Annotated in this window: 18 protein-coding genes; 8 read left to right on the top strand and 10 right to left on the bottom strand. The window is 69.9% G+C overall.

Annotated features, from left to right (window positions below):
• Positions 1-41: 41 nt before the first annotated feature.
• Positions 42-1,175: a DUF3866 family protein gene (locus ACYVLP_RS19550; RefSeq protein ID WP_460628988.1), complete on the top strand. Its 1,134-nt coding sequence runs from the start codon at positions 42-44 to the stop codon at positions 1,173-1,175.
• A 394-nt stretch (positions 1,176-1,569) separates the two neighbouring features.
• Here the strand turns inward: ACYVLP_RS19550 and ACYVLP_RS19545 are convergent, their stop codons facing one another.
• The 3 genes from ACYVLP_RS19545 to pafA form a co-directional block, all read right to left on the bottom strand.
• A complete protein-coding gene (locus ACYVLP_RS19545) occupies positions 1,570-1,956 on the bottom strand; it encodes an FKBP-type peptidyl-prolyl cis-trans isomerase (protein ID WP_460628987.1) in 387 nt (128 codons plus the stop codon).
• Positions 1,957-2,176: 220 nt separating this feature from the next.
• Positions 2,177-3,169: an FKBP-type peptidyl-prolyl cis-trans isomerase gene (locus tag ACYVLP_RS19540; protein WP_460628986.1), complete on the bottom strand. Its 993-nt coding sequence runs from the start codon at positions 3,167-3,169 to the stop codon at positions 2,177-2,179.
• A gap of 125 nt (positions 3,170-3,294) precedes the next feature.
• On the bottom strand, positions 3,295-4,686 hold the full coding sequence (gene pafA / locus ACYVLP_RS19535; protein WP_452269422.1) for a Pup--protein ligase: 1,392 nt from the start codon (positions 4,684-4,686) through the stop codon (positions 3,295-3,297).
• An 80-nt stretch (positions 4,687-4,766) separates the two neighbouring features.
• Between pafA and ACYVLP_RS19530 the strand changes: the two genes are divergently transcribed.
• Complete coding sequence (locus ACYVLP_RS19530) at positions 4,767-5,792, top strand: NAD-dependent epimerase/dehydratase family protein (protein ID WP_460628985.1); 1,026 nt, start codon at positions 4,767-4,769, stop codon at positions 5,790-5,792.
• A gap of 89 nt (positions 5,793-5,881) precedes the next feature.
• Here ACYVLP_RS19530 and ACYVLP_RS19525 read toward each other — a convergent pair whose 3' ends face one another.
• Genes ACYVLP_RS19525 through ACYVLP_RS19515 form a run of 3 tightly spaced genes read right to left on the bottom strand, consistent with a single transcriptional unit; the run spans position 5,882 to position 8,631 of the window.
• Positions 5,882-6,487 carry a GerMN domain-containing protein gene (locus tag ACYVLP_RS19525; protein WP_460628984.1) on the bottom strand — a complete coding sequence of 202 codons (606 nt, stop codon included), beginning with the start codon at positions 6,485-6,487 and terminating at the stop codon, positions 5,882-5,884.
• Between the two features lie 49 nt (positions 6,488-6,536).
• On the bottom strand, positions 6,537-7,943 hold the full coding sequence (locus tag ACYVLP_RS19520; protein WP_460628983.1) for a sensor histidine kinase: 1,407 nt from the start codon (positions 7,941-7,943) through the stop codon (positions 6,537-6,539).
• Between the two features lie 4 nt (positions 7,944-7,947).
• Positions 7,948-8,631 (bottom strand): response regulator, encoded by a 684-nt coding sequence (locus ACYVLP_RS19515; protein WP_460628982.1) that lies wholly within the window; start codon positions 8,629-8,631, stop codon positions 7,948-7,950.
• Between the two features lie 243 nt (positions 8,632-8,874).
• Here ACYVLP_RS19515 and ACYVLP_RS19510 point away from each other — a divergent pair, with 243 nt between their 5' ends.
• From ACYVLP_RS19510 to ACYVLP_RS19485, 6 genes are all read left to right on the top strand, one after another.
• The gene (locus ACYVLP_RS19510) at positions 8,875-10,689 is read left to right on the top strand and encodes an ABC transporter substrate-binding protein (RefSeq protein ID WP_460628981.1); all 1,815 of its coding nucleotides are present in this window, start codon (positions 8,875-8,877) and stop codon (positions 10,687-10,689) included.
• Between the two features lie 93 nt (positions 10,690-10,782).
• Complete coding sequence (locus ACYVLP_RS19505) at positions 10,783-11,787, top strand: ABC transporter ATP-binding protein (protein ID WP_460628980.1); 1,005 nt, start codon at positions 10,783-10,785, stop codon at positions 11,785-11,787.
• Positions 11,784-12,881 (top strand): ABC transporter ATP-binding protein, encoded by a 1,098-nt coding sequence (locus ACYVLP_RS19500; RefSeq protein ID WP_460628979.1) that lies wholly within the window; start codon positions 11,784-11,786, stop codon positions 12,879-12,881. Before ACYVLP_RS19505 ends, ACYVLP_RS19500 begins: the two co-directional genes overlap by 4 nt.
• A gap of 5 nt (positions 12,882-12,886) precedes the next feature.
• Positions 12,887-13,921, top strand: a complete 1,035-nt coding sequence (locus tag ACYVLP_RS19495; RefSeq protein WP_460629061.1) for an ABC transporter permease — start codon at positions 12,887-12,889, stop codon at positions 13,919-13,921.
• A gap of 9 nt (positions 13,922-13,930) precedes the next feature.
• The gene (locus tag ACYVLP_RS19490) at positions 13,931-14,890 is read left to right on the top strand and encodes an ABC transporter permease (protein WP_460628978.1); all 960 of its coding nucleotides are present in this window, start codon (positions 13,931-13,933) and stop codon (positions 14,888-14,890) included.
• Between the two features lie 306 nt (positions 14,891-15,196).
• Positions 15,197-16,327 (top strand): hypothetical protein, encoded by a 1,131-nt coding sequence (locus ACYVLP_RS19485; RefSeq protein ID WP_460628977.1) that lies wholly within the window; start codon positions 15,197-15,199, stop codon positions 16,325-16,327.
• Between the two features lie 103 nt (positions 16,328-16,430).
• Here the strand turns inward: ACYVLP_RS19485 and prcA are convergent, their stop codons facing one another.
• The 4 genes from prcA to dop form a co-directional block, all read right to left on the bottom strand.
• Entirely contained in the window at positions 16,431-17,318 is an 888-nt protein-coding gene (gene prcA / locus ACYVLP_RS19480; RefSeq protein WP_460628976.1) for a proteasome subunit alpha, read from the bottom strand.
• Positions 17,315-18,148 carry a proteasome subunit beta gene (gene prcB / locus ACYVLP_RS19475; RefSeq protein WP_460628975.1) on the bottom strand — a complete coding sequence of 278 codons (834 nt, stop codon included), beginning with the start codon at positions 18,146-18,148 and terminating at the stop codon, positions 17,315-17,317. Before prcB ends, prcA begins: the two co-directional genes overlap by 4 nt.
• Positions 18,145-18,345 (bottom strand): ubiquitin-like protein Pup, encoded by a 201-nt coding sequence (locus ACYVLP_RS19470; RefSeq protein ID WP_460628974.1) that lies wholly within the window; start codon positions 18,343-18,345, stop codon positions 18,145-18,147. Before ACYVLP_RS19470 ends, prcB begins: the two co-directional genes overlap by 4 nt.
• Positions 18,346-18,458: 113 nt before the next feature.
• Positions 18,459-19,979 (bottom strand): depupylase/deamidase Dop, encoded by a 1,521-nt coding sequence (dop, locus tag ACYVLP_RS19465; RefSeq protein ID WP_460628973.1) that lies wholly within the window; start codon positions 19,977-19,979, stop codon positions 18,459-18,461.
• Positions 19,980-20,080: the final 101 nt, after the last annotated feature.

Below are 20,080 nucleotides of genomic sequence, written 5' to 3'. Positions count from 1 at the left end.
AGTCCGACGCTACCTGACGGATCGGTCGGTATGGTCGCGACATGATCCAGTGGCGTGAGGGCGTCGTCGTCGAGGTGCGCTCACGCTGGGGCGGTGCCGTCGAGTATGCCGTCCGGCTCGCCCCGGACGAGGCGGTCGGGGACGACGTGGTCCGTGCGGTCGGCTACGTCGACCTGCTCGGCGAGCTTGGCCCCGGCACCGGCGTGCTGCTCAACACGACCGCGCTGGAGCGGGGCCTCGGCACCGGCGGCGTCGCGATCGTCGTGGCCGCACCCGAGGCGCTGCCGGTGCCTGTGGATGACCTGTCCTCCGTCCCCGGTCACGTGGTCAAGGCGCGATACACCCCGAGCCAGACGATGGTCCTCGGCGTCGACGAGCAGGGCAGCGCCCACCACGGCCTCCTGGCCGAGGCCGACGACCTCGACGGCCTGCCGGTCGTGGTCGCCGACCTCCACTCCGCGCTCCCGGCCATCATCGCCGGAGTGCGCGACATCGACTCCGCCCTCCGGGTGGCCTACGTCATGACCGACGGAGGCGCCCTGCCGATCGACTTCTCGCGCAGTGTCGCCGGGCTGCGCGCCGCCGGCTGGCTCGCCGCGTCCGTGACCGTTGGGCAGGCGTACGGCGGCGACCTCGAGGCGGTCAACGTGCACACCGGGCTGCTCGCCGCGCGCCACGTCTCGGACGCGGACGTCGTGGTCGTGGCGCAAGGGCCCGGCAACCTCGGTACGGGCACCCGATGGGGCTTCTCCGGCACCTCCGCCGGCGAGGCCGTCAACGCGGCGGCGACCCTCGGCGGCCGTCCGGTCTGCTCGCTACGGATCTCTGAAGCCGACCCCCGCGAACGGCACCGCGGCGTCTCTCATCACAGCCGAACGGCATACGGGCGGGTGGCGCTGGTGCCCGCCGACGTGCCCGTCCCGCTGCTACCCGGCGACTTCGGCAAGCAGGTCCTGCTCGAGGCGCACGCGCTGTGCGACTCGACCGCGGGGCGGCTGGTCGCGCGCGAGGTCGACTGCGACGGGCTCGACGAGGTGCTGCGCACCAGCCCCGTCCCGCTGCGGACCATGGGCCGCGGATACGACGACGACCGCGCCGGATTCCTCGGCGCGGCCGTCGCAGGGCGCTATGCCGCCGGGTTGGCGATCCTCCGGCGCGCGTCACGCCTGGTCTAGCAACCGAAGCGAGCGGAGCGAACCAATTGTGATCGTTTGGCGCGCGTCGCGCCTGGACCGACGAGCGAAGCGAGCGCCAGCGAGCGAGTCGAGGAGGGAAGGCGTGACGTCAAGGCGCGCCGAACACAGGCGAGCGGAGCGAGCCCATGTAATCGTTCGGCGCGCGTCGCGCGTGGACTGACGAGCGAAGCGAGCGCCAGCGAGCAAGCCGAGGAGGGAAGGCGCGACGTCAAGGCGCGCCGAACACGGCGAGCGGAGCGAGCCCATGTAATCGTTCGGCGCGCGTCGCGCGTGGACTGACGAGCGAAGCGAGCGCCAGCGAGCGAGTCGAGGAGGGAAGGCGTGACGTCAAGGCGCGCCGAACACGGCGAGCGGAGCGAGCCCATGTAATGACTCAGTGCACGTCATCGAGGTCGACGACGAAGATGAGCGTCTCCCCCGGCGCGATCGCGCCACCTGCACCACGGTCGCCGTAGGCCAGGTGCGCCGGGATCGTCAGCTTGCGCCGGCCGCCGACCTTCATGCCCTCGATGCCCTTGTCCCAGCCGGGAATGACCATGCCGACCCCGAGCCGGAAGTCGAGGGGCGCGCCGCGGTTCCAGGAGGAGTCGAACTCCTCGCCTGTCGAGTGCGCAACGCCGACATAGTGTGCGCTGACGGTGTCGCCCGCCTTCGCCTCGCGACCGTCACCCACGATGACGTCTTCCACGAGGAGGTCGGCAGGCGCCTCCCCCTCCGGAAAGTCGATCTCCGGCTTGGTGCGGTTCGGGTCGAGTGCCATGCTGCGTATCCCTTTCGTTGGTGACTCGGTCTGTTGGCTCGCTTCGCTCGTCATATCTTCTCGCTCGCTTCGCTCGCGGGTCCGGCGCGCCTTGATGTCACGCCTTCCCTCCTCGGCTCGCTCGCTGGCGCTCGCTCCGCTCGTCGGTCCAGGCGTGACGCGCGCCGGACTGGCTCGTCAGAGCGGGCGTGACGCGCGCCGGACGGTCAGCCCGTCGCGGTCAGTAGGCGTCGAGGATGTCGACGACGAAGACGAGGGTGTCCGTGCCGGAGATCTTCGGCGCGCTGCCCTTGCTGCCGTAGCCGTCCTTCGGCGGGATCACGATGAGCACGCGGCTGCCGACCTTCTTACCCACGAGCGTCTTGTCCCAGCCCGGGATGACCGCGCCGACGCCGATCGGGAAGTCCGCGGCCTGGCCGCGCGTCCACGACGAGTCGAAGACGCTGCCGTCCTTCCAGAGGACGCCGTGGTACTGAGCGCTGATCGTCTGGCCCTTCTTGACGACCGGGCCAGTGCCCTCGATGAGGGTGGCCTCCTTGGTCTCGGTCGGGGCCGCCGACTTCGGCACGGTCACGGTCGGCGCCTTGGTCGACCCGTCCTTGAACTCGACGGTCGGCAGGCCGGCGGGGCTCGCGGCCTGCGTGCCGTCGATCTTCGTCATGCCCGTGTGGACGTCCGACACATCGGCGACCACGACGATGGTGTCGGTGCCGGAGATGCCGAGCTGCTGGTTCCCAGCGGTGCCGAAGCCCTTGGACGGCGGGATCGTGAAGGCGATGCGCCCGCCCTTGGTGGCGCCGACCAGGCCCTCGACGAACCCGGGGATCAGGTCCGTGCGGCCCAGGCGGTAGCCCTCCTCGTTGCGCCCGGCCGCGAAGCCGTCGTCGAGCAGCTTGCCGCTGGTGCCGTTGTAGATCTCCGCGCGCAGGACCACGGTGTCAGCCGCCGTGGCCGCCTTGCCGGCACCCGGCGCGAGCACCTTGCGCTCGACGTTCGTGGAGCTGATCGGTGTCTTGCCGAGCGTCACCTTGGGTGCAGTCTTCATGTCGACCGCACCGGTGGCGGAGAGGTTCTTGAGGGCGACCGATGCCGGGACGGACGTCGTCGCGCCGCCGCTGCCGCTCGGGTTCGAGCCACAGGCAGTCAGGGCGGTGATGCCGCACACGGCGATGAGGGCAGCGGCCGCACGCGCTGCTGGACGGTTGTAACGCACAGGAAGTGACTTTCGGCTCGGGAGGGGGACGGACGAGGTGCCAGGAGGCAAAGCCCCGCCACTGTAACCCCCGCCCTTATGACCACCACACAGCGCACTGACAGGTTCGCATGCGGTCCGCGCCGTCAGAGCGGGCGCTGGATCGTCGGCGTGCGCTCGATCGTGTCCATCAGCCTCTCGACCCGCTCGTCGACCGCGCGGAAGGGGTCCTTGCACAGGACCGTACGCTGCGCCTGGTCGTTGAGCTTCAGATGCACCCAGTCGACTGTGAAATCTCGACCGTGCGCCTGCGCGGCCCGGATGAAGTCGCCCCGCAGCTTGGCGCGCGTCGTCTGTGGCGGCCTCACCTTCGCCTCGAAGATCTCCACGTCGGAGGCGACCCGGGCGGCCTTGCCATGCCGCTGGAGCAGGTAGAACAGGCCGCGACGCCGGTTGATGTCGTGGTACGCGAGGTCGAGCTGCTGCACCCTGGCATCGGTGAGGGCGAGACCGTGGCGCTCGCGGTAGCGCTCGATGAGGCGGTGCTTGATCACCCAGTCGATCTCGGTGTCGATCGCGTCGAGGTCTCCCTTGCCGATGGCGTCGAGAGCCCGGCCCCACAGGTCGATGACCTGCTTCGTGTCGGGACTGGTGAGCCCCTCTCGGTCGACGAACTCCACCGCCTTGTCGAGGTACTCGCGCTGCATGTCCAGCGCCGACAGCTCGCGGCCGTTGGCGAGGCGGACCGTGGCCCGTCCGCTCGGGTCGTGGCTCATCGTGCGGATCGCGCGGATCGGGTTCTCCATCGTGAGGTCGCGCATGACGACCCCGGCCTCGATCATGCGGAGCACGAGGTCGGCGCTGCCCACCTTGAGCAGGTTGGTCGTCTCGGACATGTTGGAGTCGCCCACGATGACATGCAGCCGACGGTACTTCTCGGCGTCCGCGTGCGGCTCGTCCCGGGTGTTGATGATCGGGCGCGACCTCGTGGTCGCCGACGAGACGCCCTCCCAGATGTGGTCCGCCCGCTGGCTGACGGCGAAGGAGGCGCCGTGGGCGGTCGCGACGACCTTGCCCGCGCCGCACGTGATCTGCCGGCTGATGAGGAACGGGATGAACATGTCCGACACGCGCTGGAAGTCGCCGGTGCGACCGTACAGATAGTTCTCGTGGCAGCCGTAGGAGTTGCCCGCGGAGTCGGTGTTGTTCTTGAAGACGAAGATCTCGCCCTCGACGCCGTCGTCGCGCAGACGCGCCTGGGCGTCCTCCACGAGGCCTTCGAGGATCCGCTCCCCCGCCTTGTCCTGGATGACGAGCTCACGCACGGAGTCGCACTCCGCGGTCGCGTACTCCGGGTGGGAGCCGACGTCGAGGTAGAGACGGGCACCGTTGCCGAGGAAGACGTTGCTCGAACGTCCCCAGGCGACGACCCGGCGGAAAAGGTAGCGCGCGACCTCGTCGGGCGTGAGCCGTCGCTGTCCCTGCGTCGTGCAGGTGACGCCGTACTCGTTCTCGATCCCGAAGATGCGCCGCTCCATGAACCAACTCTAGGCGGCCATCCTTCGCCTCAGGCGAACACCCGTTCCTCGCGCCGGATATTCGTGCTGTGCTGGCGCACATGTCGAACGTGCTCGTCCTCGGAGGAACGTCCTGGCTCGGCGGTGCCGTCGCCGCGACCGCGCTGGCCGCCGGCCATGACGTGACCTGCCTGGCCCGCGGCGACTCGGGAGAGGTGCCGCAAGGGGCGCGCCTCGTCCGTGCCGACCGGTCCTCCCCCACGGCATATGCCGCCCTGCCCCGCGCCGAGCGGTGGGACCTCGTGGTCGACGTCGCTCGGCAGCCTGGCCATGTCCGCGGTGCGATCGAGGCCCTCGGCGACCGCACCGACGGCTGGGTCTTCGTCAGCTCCTGCTCGGTCTACGCCCGCCACGACGAGCCGGGCGCGGACGAGTCGGCCGCCCTCCTGCCGGCCCTCGAGGCCGACGAGGGCACGCCCGAGCAGTACGGCGAGGCGAAGGTCGCCTGCGAGCGGGCCGTGCTCGATGGGCGCGACGGGCAAGCGCTCATCGCTCGCTCTGGGCTGATCGTCGGGTCGGGTGACCCCAGCGAGCGGTTCGGGTACTGGCCGGGTCGGTTCGCACTCGCCGCGTCGGACGGGCGGCCCGTTCTCGTTCCTCAGGACACCGAGCGACCGGTCCAGTGGGTGCACGTGTCCGACCTGGCCGAGTGGCTCGTCGGGGCCGGCCTGGCCGGGGTGACGGGCACCATGAACGCGATGGGTCCGACGACCTCGCTGCGCAGCGTCCTCGACACGTGCGCGGCGGTGGCCGGTTTCGACGGTGAGGTGGTCAGTGCCCCCGACGACGTACTGGCCGCTGCCGGTGTCGAGGAGTTCATGGGCCCGCGGTCGCTCCCGCTGTGGCTGCGCGACCCGGACTGGCGCGCGTTCCTCGACCGGAGCGCCGAGGCCGCAGCGGGCGCGGGCCTGACCCCTCGTCCGCTCCAGGAGACCGTCGCCGATGCACTCGAGTGGGAGCAGAGCCTGGGCCTCGAACGGCCGCGGCCTCGCGCCGGGCTCGACCGCGATGCCGAGCTTGCCCTCATCGACGCCCTGTCCCGCGAGGCCCTCGACCGTTCGAGGTAATCGGGTCGAGGTCGAACGTCGGTCGACTGGCCGACTCAAGACCTCGAACCGGATACCTCGAACCGGATACCTCGAACCGGGTGGGGCGGTCACCGGACTGGGGCGAGCTCGGCGTAGTCCTGCCGGGTGACCGGGTGTGCGGCGAGCTCCCCGCGGGCGTCCGGGACGGCGATGACTCGGGAGCCGTTGACGAGCACGACGTCGCTGGCGAGCGTGTTGGCGGTGACCGTGAAGACGAGCTGTGCCATGGCGAACTGCTGCTCGCGCACTGACAGCCGGTCGAACCCCGGGGGCACCGCGATCCGCGCCGTACCCTCATTGGTGACGGTGCCGGCAAGTGGCCGGGTCGTCGTCGGCACCGCCGAGCGGAGCCCGCTCGCGAGCTCGATCTCGTCGAGGGGTGCGGTGAGCGCCCCGAGCACGGGGGTCATGCCCGTGCCCTGGCTCACCGTGCGGGTCACGCGCTGCAGCCGGTCACCGTGAATGAGGTAGACCTGCATGCTCAGTGGGACGCCCGGCTGGGCCACGCCCGGGGATGCTGCTCCGGACGGGGAAGGGAGCAGCACAGGGTCCGGCTGGTCCTGTGGCGACATCGCGCAGCCGGCCGCGCCCAGCGTCAGCGCGAGCCCCACTGCCAGCGCGAGCAGCCCGCGACGCCAGGTATGCCGTCCGAGCCCGCGGCGCGCTGGGCGCACGACATGCCGCCTGGGCGGCCAGGCGGCATACGGCGGCGTGGGGTCGCTATCAGCGCACGGGAAGCTCGACGACAAAGCGGGCACCCCCTTGTGGGCTCGTCTCGACCGCGACCCGGCCCCCGTGGGCGGACACGTGACGCTGCACGATCGCCAGGCCCAGGCCCACGCCCTGCTCGCCGCTGCCGCCAGCGCGCGCGAACCGGTCGAACACCCGGCCGCGGTCGCTCTCGGCGATGCCCGGCCCCGCGTCGTCGACGACGATCCGGACCGTGCCGTTGGAGCGACTCACGGTGACCGCCTCGCACCCGCCGCCGTGGCTCTGCGCGTTGCCGACGAGGTTCGCCACGACGCGCTCCAGGCGCCGCTTGTCGACGAGAGCCACCAGGTCGGGGCCTGCTCCGACGACGGACGTGACAGGTCTGCCGGCGACCGCGTCGGCCGCCCGCCTGGTCAGCTCACCGATGTCGACCGGCTCGAGCACGAGGTCCTCACCGGCGTCGTGGCGGGAGATCTCGAGAAGGTCCACGACGAGGGACCGGAACCGGTCGAGGTCGTCGGCGAGCAGGTCGACCGGTTCGCGCACCGACTCCGGCAGCAGGGCCTTGCGGTTCGTGATGACCTCCATCGAGTTGAGCATCGTCATCAGCGGCGTCCGCAGCTCATGGCTCACGTCGACGGCGAACCGGGAGTCGGCCCGGACCCGGTGCTCCAGCTGGCTGACGGTCCTGTTGAAGGACTCCGCGAGGGGGTCGAGATCAGGGTCGCCCCGGGGCCGCAGCCGTGCATCGAGGCGGCCGCCGGCGACCGCGCCGGCCACGCGGGTCAGCTCGGCCAGCGGCCGGAGCGCGACCCGGCTCGCCGACCGCCCCAGACCGACGCCCACGAACGTCGTGACGACGGCAGCCAGAGCGAGGACCCAGGCCATCGCCCGCAGCGTGCTGTCCAGCTCGACGAGCGAGTAGACCTCGAACAGGGCGTCTCCGGGCTGCTGGAGCGGCACCCCCACCATGAGATAGAGGTGGTCGTCGACGAGGACGCGCTGGGTCACGGTCTGCTGGGTCGCGGCGGCGTCGACGAGCGCGGTCGGCAGCGTCGCCGGCCCGAGGGCCGGGTTGGTGCCGTACCAGTGCCCGGACACCAGCGCGACCGACGACACGGCGTCGTTGGTCGGGAGCCCGCCGAGAATCGAGGCGACCGAGGTTGAGCCTCGGCCCAGGCTTTCCAGGACCGCGGAGCGGTCCAGCGCCGTCTCGGTGACCGCGGTGTCCTCGCGCTGCGAGAGCAGGTACCGCGAGACGGTGACCCAGGAGACGACGGACAGCAGGGCCGAGATGGCCAGCGCCAACAGCCCGAAGGTCAGCTCGACCCGGGCCCGCAGGCTCGAGGGGCGCAACAGCCGGCGGCGAGTCTTCGGGCGAGGGTTCCCGGCCCGGCGCAGACGGTCGAACAGCCGCACGATCTCAGCTCGCGAGCCGGTAGCCGAGCCCTCGAGCGGTGACGACGTGGCGCGGGGATGCCGGGTCCAGCTCGACCTTCGTGCGCAGCCGGCGGATGTGTACGTCGACGATGCGGCTGTCGCCGAAGTAGCCGTAACCCCAGACCCGGTCGAGCAGGTGCTCACGGCTGCAGATCCGGCCGTCGGCCACTGCGAGCTCCACCAGGAGCCGGAACTCGGTGCGGGTCAGCGGGATCGCCTCGCCTTCTCGGGTCACCACGCCGTCGTCGACACCGATGTTGAGATCGCCGGACACGACGTGTCGCGGGGCACGGCCGGCGGTCGGCTCGGTGCGGCGGAGCAGGGCGCGGATGCGGGCGGCGAGCTCCTTGGCCACGAGCGGCTTGGTGACGTAGTCGTCGGCGCCGGACTCGAGACCCGCGACGACGTCGTGGCTGTCCGTGCGGGCCGTGACCATGATGACCGGCACGTCGCTGCCGCGCCTGATGTCACGGCATACCGAGAACCCGTCCCGGTCCGGGAGCATGAGGTCGAGCAGGACGATGTCGGGCGCTACCTCCTTGACCCGCTCGAGGCACTGCTCGCCGTCGGCGGCCTCCAGCACGGTGAAGCCCTCGTCCTCCAGTGCGAGCCGGAGGACGCGTCTGACCCTCGCATCGTCCTCGACGAGGAGCACTCTCCGCGCCACCCCCACAGTCTCCGAAGACCGGCTGGAAAAAGGTCGAGTCCTGCCTGCGAAACGCCTGGGAATTTGTGACTAAACGTGACCTGTCGCCATATCCGATGACGGCCAGGTTGCGGTCTCGTGTCATCTGCCTCCCGCGCCCCGGCGGGGCGTTCCGGCGTGCCTAGGTTGACGCCGACGGTCGCCGTGGCTCGGCGTCCGCGCCGACCGCCATCCGGTCGGTTCGATCCAACCAAGGAGAACGCGATGCCCGTGAGGAAATGGCCCGTGGCAGCCGTCGCGGCGGTGGCCACGAGCTGCCTCGCCCTAGCCGCCTGCAACTCGAGCGGCGGGACGAACGCCGGCGCGACCGGTGCCGGTGGCAGCTCGGGGTCGGCGAGCGCGGTCAAGGGCGGCACGCTGAACATGCTCGGGAGCGGCGACGTCGACTACATGGACCCGAACATCAGCTACTACTCGATCGGCTATCTGGCGCTGCGTCTGTGGAGCCGGCAGCTCTTCAACTATCCAGCGGTCGACGGCCAGACCACCAAGGCCGTGCCCGACCTCGCCACCGACCTGCCCACTGCCGGCAACGGCATCAGCAGCGACGGCAAGACGTACACGATCAAGATCCGCCAAGGCGCCAAGTGGGACACCAGCCCGGCACGGCAGATCACTGCGGCCGACGAGGTCCGCGGCGTCAAGCGGACGTGCAACCCAGCACAGCCGTTCGGCGGCCTGCCCGACTACGAGAGCCTGATCGTCGGCATGCAGGCCTTCTGCGACGGGTTCGCCAAGGTCGGGCACACAGCCTCGGCGATCGGCGACTACATCGAGAAGACGGACCTGCCCGGCGTCGTCGCCAAGGACGACCAGACAGTTGAGTTCAAGCTGAACAACCCGGCGAGCTACTTCCCGGACATGCTGACGCTGCCCGCGTTCTCGCCCGCACCGAAGGAGCTTGACCAGTACGTCCCGGCGAGCCCCGAGCTCGCGGCGCACACGATCTCCGACGGCCCCTACAAGATCGACTCGTACACGCCGACGAAGAGCATCAACTTCAGCCGCAACCCGGCCTGGGACGGCGCCAGCGACCCGATCCGCAAGGCCTACGTCGACAAGGTCGTCATCAACGAGACCGTCACGCAGGACTCGACGCAGCAGCAGCTGCAGACCGGCACCCCGAGTGCCGACATGGAGTTCGACAACTTCCCACCGCCTTCGCAGCTTCCGGCCCTCATCGCCAAGAAGGACCCGAACCTGACGATCGGCCCGTCGGCCTCCTCGAACCCCTACGTCGTGTTCAACATGGTCTCCCCGAACAACAACAAGGCCATGGCGAACCTCAAGGTGCGTGAGGCGCTCGAGTACGCGATCAACCGCGCCAACATCATCCAGGTCATCGGCGGTCCCAACCTCAACGAGTCGCTCAGCCACGTGCTGCCGTCGAACATCGTCGGTGGGTCCTCGAACTTCGACCTCTACCCGTACGACCCGAACAAGGCCAAGCAGCTGCTCAGTGAGGCGGGATTCCCGAACGGGCTCACGCTGAAGATGCTCTACCGCAACGCGTCAGAGGGCAGCAGCAAGACCTTCCAGACGGTGCAGCAGGACCTGTCCAAGGCCGGCATCACCGTGCAGGGCGTCCCCTCCCCGAACGCCGACTTCTACACGAAGTACCTGCAGGTGCCCACCGTCGCGCAGCGCGGGGTCTGGGACCTGGCGGTGGCCGGCTGGGGAGCCGACTGGTACGGCAACGCGGCACTGTCGTTCTTCAAGCCGCTGTTCTTCGGAAAGCCCGCGTTCCCGCCGGTCGGCAGCAACTTCGGACTCTTCGACGACGCGGCGACCAACGACATGATCACCAAGGCGGCCCAGTCGGCCACCGAGGACCAGGCGGCCACTCAGTGGGCTGATGCCGACAAGCAGGTGATGGGGCAGGCCCCGTTCTTCCCGATCACCAACCCGAAGCAGGCCAACTACCACGCCAGCCAGGTCAACGGCGCGGTCTACGTTCCGGCGATCCAGAACTACGACCCGACCAACGTCTGGCTCTCCGCGGACAAGCAAGGCGGCTGATCCGCGCTCGCCGGGCCGGCCGACGGCATACCCCGTCGGCCGGCTCGGCAGCCGCGTGACCGTCCCACAACCCGTCATCGGAAGGCGTGTCCCATGGCACTGCTCGAGGTACGCGACCTCACGGTCTCGTTCAACACCCCCGACGGCGTCGTCCAGGCCGTGCGCGGGCTCTCCTTCGACGTGGAGCGTGCGAGCACGCTCGCCATCGTCGGTGAGTCCGGCTCGGGCAAGAGCGTCGCCACCCAGACCATCACCGGCCTGACCCGCGGAGCGCGCGTGTCGGGCTCGGCCAAGTTCGACGGCGTCGAGCTCCTCGGCGCCTCGACCAAGACGCTCCAGCAGATCCGCGGTGCGCGGATCGGGATGATCTTCCAGGACCCGCTGTCCAGCCTGCACCCCTACTACACGGTGGGCTGGCAGATCGTCGAGATGATCCGGGCCCACCGGAGCAACACCTCCACGGCGACCGCGCGGGCCCGGGCGGCCGACCTGCTCGGTCTCGTCGGGATCCCGAACCCCGCGCAGCGTCTCGACGACTACCCGCACCAGTTCTCCGGCGGCATGCGCCAGCGCGTCATGATCGCCATGGCCATGGCACTCGACCCGGCACTGCTCATCGCCGACGAGCCGACGACCGCTCTCGACGTGACCGTCCAGGCCCAGGTGCTTGGTGTCATGCGCCGGCTCCAGGAGGAGTTCGGCACGGCGATCATCCTCATCACCCACGACCTCGGGGTCGTGGCCGAGATGTCGGACGACGTCGTGGTGATGTATGCCGGCCGGGCCATGGAGCGCGCCCCCCGCCGCACCGTCTTCTACCTGGGGCATCACCCGTACACGAAGGGACTGCTCGCGTCGCTGCCCGCCCAGGGCGGGGCCAGGGAGCGCCTCACGCCGATCGGCGGCACGCCGCCGTCCCTCATCAGCCCACCGGTCCGGTGCCCGTTCGCGCCCCGCTGCCCGGACGTCTTCGACCGCTGCTGGCAGGAGCTGCCGACGCTCGAGCCGGTCGCGAACGACCCTGAGCACACCTCCGCCTGCTTCCTGCCCAAGGATGCCGCGTCGGTCGGGCAGGACCTTGCGAAGGAGTCCGCATGACCGAGCCGCTGCTCATTGCCGACCACGTCTCGAAGACGTTCCCGGTCAAGACCGGGGGCCTGCGGCGTGGCTCCCACGACGACGTCCACGCGGTCGACAACGTCTCACTGGAGATCCAGCCGGGCGAGACCCTCGGGCTCGTCGGCGAGACCGGGTGCGGCAAGTCGACCCTGGCACGGTGCATCGCACGCCTCTACGACCTCAGCGGCGGCAAGGTCGTCTTCGACGGCCGCGACATCACGAACCTGTCCCGAAGCCAGCTGCGCGAGGTCCGTCGCGACGTCCAGGTCATCTTCCAGGACCCGTACGGCTCGCTGAACCCGCGCCGCCGCGTCGGATCGATCATCGGTGACCCCTTCGTGATCCACTCGCTCGGCACGTCGAAGGAGGTCAAGCGCAAGGTCCAGGAGCTGATGGAGCGCGTCGGTCTCAACCCGGAGCACTACAACCGCTTCCCCGCCGAGTTCTCCGGCGGCCAGCGCCAGCGCATCGGGGTCGCACGAGCCCTGGCGCTGCAGCCCCGTCTCGTCATCTGCGACGAGCCGGTGTCGGCGCTCGACGTGTCGATCCAGGCCCAGATCATCAACCTGCTCATCGACCTGCAGGACGACTTCGGCCTCACCTACCTGTTCATCTCCCACGACCTGTCCGTGATCCGGCACGTGAGCGACCGCGTGGCGGTCATGTACCTCGGGCGGGTCGTCGAGGTCGGACCGACAGAGGAGCTTTTCGCCAGGACCCGGCACCCCTACACGCGCGCGCTCCTGTCGGCCCTCCCGGTCCCGGACCCGGACATCGCCGACAGCCGCGCACGCACCATCCTCTACGGCGACCTGCCGTCGCCGACCGACCCGCCGACGGGCTGCCACTTCCACACCCGGTGCCCCAAGGCGCGCAGCGACTGTGTCGTGACGGCGCCTCCGCTCGTTCCCGTCCTCGGCGACCCGGACGACCACCGCACTGCCTGCCACCACCCGCTCGAGGTGGGCGAGGACCTCGCGGCGTCGCACCCGGAGATCTCGGACACGGAGATCGACATCGCGGGCGACGGGTCCATCACCGCCGACACTGCACCTGAAGGGAAAGCATCGTGAGCGGCATGATTCCGACCTCGACGTCATCCGGCGCGGGGACCCCCGAGGCCACGGCCGAGGGACAGGTTGCCCCCGGTGGCGCCGGCGAGACCGGCCAGAAGGGCATCGAGGGGCGCAGCCCCTGGCTGCTCGCCTGGCAACGGCTGCGGCGCGATCGCGTCGCGATGATCTCCCTGATCGTCATCTTCCTGATCCTGCTCATGGCGATCTTCGCGCCGGTGTTCGCCGCGATCACGGGCCACCCGGTCAACGAGCAGTACCGCCAGACCGGCCTCACCGCGGACGGGCTGCCAACGCCCCCCTCGAAGGAGTTCTGGCTCGGGACGGACGACCTTGGCCGTGACATTCTTGTTCGAATCGCTTATGGGGCAAGGATTTCCCTGCTCGTCGGTGTGGCGGCGACGGCGCTGACCGTCGTCATCGGGGTCATCGTCGGTCTCGCCGCAGGCTTCCTCGGCGGCCTCGTCGACACCCTGCTGGCGCGTCTCATCGACGTGGTGCTGTCTATCCCGTTCATCCTGGTGGCCGTTGCGCTGGTCTCGATCACCGGCCCCAGCCTGCTCGTCACGGTGCTCGTCATCGGCTTCTTCAGCTGGGCCTCGGTCGCCCGTATCGTCAGAGGGCAGGTCCTGTCCCTCAGAGAACGTGAGTTCGTCGAAGCCGCAAGGTCGCTCGGCGCCTCGGATAACCGCATCATGTTCGTGGACATCCTGCCCAACATCCTCGCGCCGGTCATCGTCTACGCGTCACTGCTCATCCCGGTGGTCATCGTCGTCGAGGCGACTCTGAGCTTCCTCGGCCTCGGGCTCCCGCCGCCCACCGCCGACTGGGGCGGGATGATCAGCGACTCGCAGAACTACTACACGGTCGCCTGGTGGTTCGTCGTCTTCCCCGGACTTGCTCTGCTCATCACGACGCTCGCCTTCAACCTCTTCGGTGACGGCGTCCGGGACGCGTTCGACCCGCGCAGCGACCGGATGACCGCCGAGACGGAGTCCGAGGCGGTCGTCCTGGCCGACGAGAAGATCCTCGCCGAGTAGGAGGCTCCCGTGTCCCGATTCCTCATCCGCCGCATCGCCCTCGGGATCCTCGTCATGTGGCTGATCACCGTCGCGGTGTTCGCGCTGTTCTTCATCGCACCCAACGACGTCGCCCGTACCCTCGCGGGCCGGCAGGCAACCCCCGAGACCGTGGCCCTGATCTCGCACCGGCTGGGCCTGGACCAGCCGGTATGGAGGCAGTACCTCGACTTCCTCGGCAACCTGCTGCATGGCGACCTGGGCTACGACTACTACCACCAGCAGCCCGTCACGCAGATCATCGCTGCGGCCCTGCCGATCACGCTGTCCGTCGTCATCGGCGGCGCCATCATCTGGCTCGTGCTCGGTGTCACCAACGGCGTCCTCTCGGCGGTGCGGCCCCGCTCGTTCCTGGACCGCTCGCTGACGGCGACGAGCCTGCTGTTCTACTCCATGCCGACCTTCCTGCTGGGCCTGCTGCTGCTGTACTTCCTGTACTTCCGGCTGACCCTGGCCGGGTTCGCGATCTTCCCGCCAGGTGGCTACATACCGTTTTCCGAGGACCCCACCCAGTGGTTCATTCACATGGTCCTTCCCTGGCTGACCCTGGCCCTGGTCTCCGCGGCGACGTACACGCGCCTGACCCGAGCCTCGATGCTCGACGTCCTCGGTGAGGACTACGTCCGTACGGCCCGCTCCAAGGGCATCGGGGAGAACCGCGTCATCACCCGCCACGCCCTCCGGGCCGCGATGACCCCCATCGTCACGCAGTTCGGCATCGACGTCGGTGCGCTCCTCGGCGGCGTCGTCGTGACGGAGACGGTGTTCTCACTGCCGGGCCTGGGCAAGACGGCCATCGACGCGATCAACCAGCAGGACCTGCCGGTCATCATCGGGATCGTGCTGTTCGCGTCCCTGGCCGTCGTGGTCGCGAACATCATCGTCGACATCCTGTATGCCGTCCTCGACCCACGGGTCCGCCTGCACTGACCGGGCGGCATCACCTGTAGGGCGCCCTGAGGGACGTGGGCATCCAGTCCCCACCCCTCGGGCGCTCCCGCATGGCTTCGCGGGCACACGGGCCGTCCAGGCGGCATTATGGGCCTTCCAAGCGGCATACGGGACGTCCGAGGGGTGGGAGACCAGCATTCGGGCGTGTCAGGTCTCGTTGTCGAGACGATCTGCATGGGGGCGAGACGCCGCCCCGAGGTCTGTGATACTCACACAGATGCGGCCTGCAACAATGGCGGCTGTCCCCTCACGAAAAGCCCTCCACCTCCCCTGCATTGGATGGAAATGATCGACAGACCCAACTTCAAGTTCTCCCGCCGTGGTTACGAGCCCGAGGAGGTCGACGCCTTCATCGAGTCGCAGAACCGAACCCTTCAGGCAGCGAAGAAGGATGCTGCGGAGCGCAGTGTCGAGCTGACCAAGCTCAACGCAGCGCTGACCGACCTGCGGGGACAGCTCGGTCAGCAGTCGCGAGCGATGGCCGACCTCAAGAAGAACGCGTCCGCTGCCCCGGCCCAGACCTTCGCCGACCTCGGTGAGCGCATCGGCCAGATTCTCATGCTGGCCGAGCAGGAGGCGTCCGACATGCGCGCCGGGGCCACGGGCGAGGCCGACGAGATCCGCGAGCGCGCCAACCGGGCGGCCGCGGACCTGAAGTCCACGACCGCCACCTACGCAGAGCAGGCCCGCACGCGCGCCGATGACGAGGCCGTGCGGATCATCGCCCAGGCCAACCGCGAGGCGCAGGCCATCGTCGCCGAGGCGCAGAGCGTCACGGCGGCCCAGCGCCAGGAGGCGGCCGCCGAGTTCGAGGCGCACCGCCTGCGCGCCTCCACGGCGTCCGCGGAGCTCGAGGTCAAGCTCGCCGCCCGCCGCGAGTCGGCGGACCACGAGTTCGAGACGCGCCGGGCTCAGCAGGAGTCGCTGCTCGCCGAGTCCGAGGGACGCCTGCGCCAGGTCACCGAGCGCGCCGAGCGCGACGCCAGGGAGATGCGCTCCAAGGCCGAGCGACTGCTCGAGACCTCGCAGAGCCAGGCCGACACGATCGTGTCCGAAGCGCGTGACCACGCGGGCCGCATCCGCGAGGAGTCCGAGCGCGAGCTCGCCGCGACGACCGCGCAGCGCGACAGCATCACGGCCCAGCTCGGCAACGTCCGCCAGATGCTCGCCACCCTCGGTGGCGGCAGCCTGATGGAGTCGCTCGTGATGCCCGACAAGGCTGCCCCGAACGCCCAGCCCACCCCGGCACCGGCCGAGGAGCCCGCCAAGGAGGCCCCGCGCGCGGAGGCCGAGCAGGCGGCGCCGGCTGAGCAGCCCGCCGAGGGCGAGGCGGCCGAGGGCGGCTCCTACGGCTCCGACGAGGCGTCGTACTACGAGCGTGGCCCGCAGGGCGAGAAGGTCGCCGCGCACGGCTGACCCATCCGGTCGATGACCGAAGGCCGCCCACCACACCGTGGTGGGCGGCCTTCGCCATACTCCATTTCCTGGGCCTTGATCCCCTCGTCGGCCGGGTATGCCGTCAGGCGGGGTCCTGCGCCCCGCCCTCGGCGCCGGGGTCGCCCGGACGGTCCGTCCCGGTGCCGGGTCCGGAGTCGGGGCCGGCGTCGGGTCCGGTGTCGCTGCCGGGGGCGTCAGTGGCGTCGGTGGCGCCGTCGAGGACCTCGGGATGACCCGGATGGTGCTCGTCGACGGGTGGGGCGTCGGACGTCGGGTCGTCGGCGCTGAGCAGCCGGCCGAGCAGCGGGCCGATGATGCGACGGAACGAGCGGCGCGGCCGGTCGCGGTCAAGGACCGCTACCTCCAGCTGAGAGGCGTCGAGGGCCCGTCGCTCGCCGTTGTCGCCGGCGCCGAGGACATCGACAGCGACCTTGAGCGCCTCACCGAGCGTGAGGCCAGGGCGCCAGGCGGTGCCGAGCCGCTCCTCCGCCGCGTCGCTCGCGCCGCCCATCGCGACGAAGCCCTGCTCGTCGGCGACCGACCCGTCATAGGTGAGCCGGAAGATCTGGTCGTCCTCGCTCGTGACGCCGACCTCGGCGACCACGATCTCGATCTCGAACGGTTTGGACTCCTGGGTGAAGATCGCGCCGAGGGTCTGGGCGTAGGTGTTGGCCAGGGCCCGCGCGGTCACGTCGGTGCGGTCGTATGAGTAGCCACGCAGGTCGGCATACCGGATCCCCGCGACGCGCAGGCTCTCGAACTCGTTGTACCGGCCGACCGCGGCGAACGCGATGCGGTCGTAGATCTCCGACACCTTGTGCAGGGCGCGGGAAGGGTTCTCAGCGACGAAGGCGATCCCCTTGTCGTAGCCGAGCACGAGGACCGAGCGACCGCGAGCAATTCCCTTGCGCGCGAAGTCGGCCCGGTCCTTCATGACCTGCTCTGGAGGGACGTAGAAGGGCATCGTCATCGCGCACCTCCGGGGTTGTCGCGGCGCGCATCGACCACCTGCTGCACATGGGTGTGCAGGACCTCGCGGTCGACGAAGCGGGCCCCGGCGTGGTCGACGACAGCCACGGTGGGCCAGATCTGCCTGCCGAGGTCGGGTCCACCGGTGGCGGAGTCGTCGTCCGCGGCGTCGTAGAGCGCCTCGATCGCGACGCCCACCGCCTGCTGCTCGGTGAGGCCGGGCCGCCAGAGCTTCTTGAGCGCCCCGCGCGCGAAGACCGAGCCCGAGCCCGTGGAGTGGTGCCCGAGCTCCTGGTAGCACCCGCCGGTGACGTCGTAGGAGTAGATCCGCCCGACCGCGGTGTCAAGGTCGAACCCGGCGTAGGTCGGCACGACGGTCAGGCCCTGCATCGCGAGGGCGAGGTTGCCCCGGATCATCGAGGCGAGGCGGTTCGCCTTGCCCTCGAGGGACATGATGGCGCCCTCGATCTTCTCGTAGTGCTCGAGCTCGACCTGGTAGAGCCGGACGAGCTCGATCGCGACGCCGGCCGTGCCGGCGATCCCGACGACGCTGTACTCGTCGGCGACGAAGACCTTCTCCATGTCCCGGTTCGCGATCAGCGTGCCCATGGTGGCGCGCCGGTCACCCGCCATGATCACGCCCCCGTCGTAGAGCATGGCCACGATGGTGGTGCCGTGCGGGGCCTCGAGGCTGGCGCCCGAGGGAAGGCGTCGACCCGTGGGGAGCACCTCCGGACGGTAGGACGCGACGAACTCCGTGAACGATGACGAGCCCGCGGCGAGGTAGGCGTCGTCGAGGCGTCGGGGACGCCCCGAGGCGTGGTTCGTCACTGGCCGCCCTTCTGGACGAACCCGCGCACGAACTCCTCGGCGTTGGACTCGAGCACCCCGTCGATCTCGTCGAGGACGCTGTCGATGTCGTCGGTCAGGCCCTCCTTGACCGCGGCACCGGCCGCGGGCGGCGTCTCTGGCGCCTCGGGCGGCTCCTCGTCGCGACGCTGCGGCTTGACGTGCTCTTGACCGGCCATGGCCACCTCCCAGGACGTGTGTGACTACCTCTCACCTCTGACCCTAACGCGTGGGCCCGCCCGCTCAGAGCACCGCATCTCAGTCCGCAGGGGATCTCACTTCGCAGGGGATCTCACTCCGGGGTGGACAGACCCCGAAGCAGCGCCGTCACGTCGGGGCTCTCCTCGAGCAGCGTGCCGACCTGCGCTCTCGTGCCCCGCTCGGGCTCGAGGATCGGCACGCGCTGCAGGCTGGCGTGTCCAGGCACGTCGAAGACGACAGAGTCCCAGCTGGCCGAGAAGACCTGCTGGGTGAACCGGCGCACACAGGTGCCTCGGAACCACGCCCGGGTGTCCTCGGGAGGCGTCGTCTGGGCCGACTTGATCTCCTCAGGCCTGACGAGGTCGTGCAGGCGCCCTCGGTCCCGCAGCCGGTGCACGAGCCCCTTCTCCGGTCGCACGTCGGCCCACTGGATGTCGATGGCCGCGAGGCGGTGGTCGTCCCAGGCGAGGCCGTCACGGGCTCGGTAGCCCTCGAGAAGCTGGAGCTTGGCGACCCAGTCGAGCATCGGCGCGCACGACATGACATCGGTGCCGAGGCGGGTCAGGACGTCCTCCCAGTACGTCATCACCTCACGGGTCGCCTCCGGCTCCGGGTCGTCGCCACGGCGGTCGAGCCAGGCCCGAGCGGCCTCGAGATACATCCACTGCACGTCGAGAGCCGAGACGTGGCGGCCATCGGTCAGCTCGAACGTCGCCTTGAGCGACGGGTCGTGCGAGACGGCCTGCAGGGTCGCGACGGGGCGCCGGATCGACCAGTCCTCGGTGAGGTGTCCGTCCTCGATCATCCCGAGCACGAGCGAGGTGGTGCCGGTCTTGAGGAGCGACGCGACGTCGAGGTGGTTGGCGTCGCCGATGATGACGTGCAGACGGCGGTAGCGGTCAGCCACGGCGTGCGGCTCGTCGCGGGTGTTGATGATGGGTCGCTTGAGGGTCGTCTCGAGGCCGACCTCGGTCTCGAAGAAGTCGGCCCGCTGGGAGATCTGGTACCCCGCTCCGCGGCTGTCGACGCCGAGCCCGACCCGACCTGCCCCGCACACGACCTGCCGCGTCACGAAGAACGGGATGAGGTGACGGACAATGTCGGGGAAGGCCGTCCGGCGCGGCATGAGGTAGTTCTCATGGGTGCCGTAGGACTGGCCCTTGCCGTCGGCGTTGTTCTTGTACAGGTTGACCGGCGCCTGCCCCGGGCGCTCGGCGAGCAGCCGCACCGACTCCAGCGCGATCGCATCGCCGGCCCGGTCCCAGATGACAGCGTCACGCGGGAGGGTGACCTCGGGTGAGCTGTACTCCGGGTGCGCGTGGTCGACGTAGTAGCGCGCGCCGTTGGTCAGCACGACGTTGGCCAGCGTCGGGTCCTCGATGTCGGTCAGCTGGCTCGGATCGGCGGTCTGCCGGTCGAGCTGCCACCCGCGGGCGTCGCGCAGCGGGTCCTCGAAGGCGTAGTCCCAGCTCGACTGGTTGGATCGGATGCCCTGCGACGCGGCATACACGCTGACGACCTGGCCGGACAGGAACATCGGGTTGGCCAGCGGGTCGCCCGGCACCGAGATGCCGTACTCCGTCTCCAGGCCCATGATCCGACGCACCGTCATGGTCAGGACGATAACCGGCGGATGGCCGGGCGGCTCCGGCGGCACCACATGGTGACCCTCCCGGACGTGGCCTGCCCGGCTGACCTCGCTGCGAGCCGGGG

The sequence above is a fragment of the Intrasporangium mesophilum genome (genome assembly GCF_054783095.1).
The sequence above is the reverse complement of the archived record's forward strand: the minus strand, read 5'-3'. Positions and strand labels throughout refer to the sequence as shown.

What these genes read in the sequence shown, in the direction of transcription:
- ACYVLP_RS19505 (WP_460628980.1), top strand. Translation starts at nt 10,783, where the DNA reads ATGGCACTGCTCGAGGTACGCGACCTCACGGTCTCGTTCAACACCCCC.
- ACYVLP_RS19510 (WP_460628981.1), top strand. Translation starts at nt 8,875, where the DNA reads ATGCCCGTGAGGAAATGGCCCGTGGCAGCCGTCGCGGCGGTGGCCACG.
- ACYVLP_RS19530 (WP_460628985.1), top strand. Translation starts at nt 4,767, where the DNA reads ATGTCGAACGTGCTCGTCCTCGGAGGAACGTCCTGGCTCGGCGGTGCC.
- ACYVLP_RS19485 (WP_460628977.1), top strand. Translation starts at nt 15,197, where the DNA reads ATGATCGACAGACCCAACTTCAAGTTCTCCCGCCGTGGTTACGAGCCC.
- ACYVLP_RS19470 (WP_460628974.1), bottom strand. Translation starts at nt 18,345, where the DNA reads ATGGCCGGTCAAGAGCACGTCAAGCCGCAGCGTCGCGACGAGGAGCCG.
- ACYVLP_RS19550 (WP_460628988.1), top strand. Translation starts at nt 42, where the DNA reads ATGATCCAGTGGCGTGAGGGCGTCGTCGTCGAGGTGCGCTCACGCTGG.
- ACYVLP_RS19545 (WP_460628987.1), bottom strand. Translation starts at nt 1,956, where the DNA reads ATGGCACTCGACCCGAACCGCACCAAGCCGGAGATCGACTTTCCGGAG.
- pafA (WP_452269422.1), bottom strand. Translation starts at nt 4,686, where the DNA reads ATGGAGCGGCGCATCTTCGGGATCGAGAACGAGTACGGCGTCACCTGC.
- dop (WP_460628973.1), bottom strand. Translation starts at nt 19,979, where the DNA reads ATGACGGTGCGTCGGATCATGGGCCTGGAGACGGAGTACGGCATCTCG.
- ACYVLP_RS19495 (WP_460629061.1), top strand. Translation starts at nt 12,887, where the DNA reads ATGATTCCGACCTCGACGTCATCCGGCGCGGGGACCCCCGAGGCCACG.
- ACYVLP_RS19500 (WP_460628979.1), top strand. Translation starts at nt 11,784, where the DNA reads ATGACCGAGCCGCTGCTCATTGCCGACCACGTCTCGAAGACGTTCCCG.
- prcA (WP_460628976.1), bottom strand. Translation starts at nt 17,318, where the DNA reads ATGACGATGCCCTTCTACGTCCCTCCAGAGCAGGTCATGAAGGACCGG.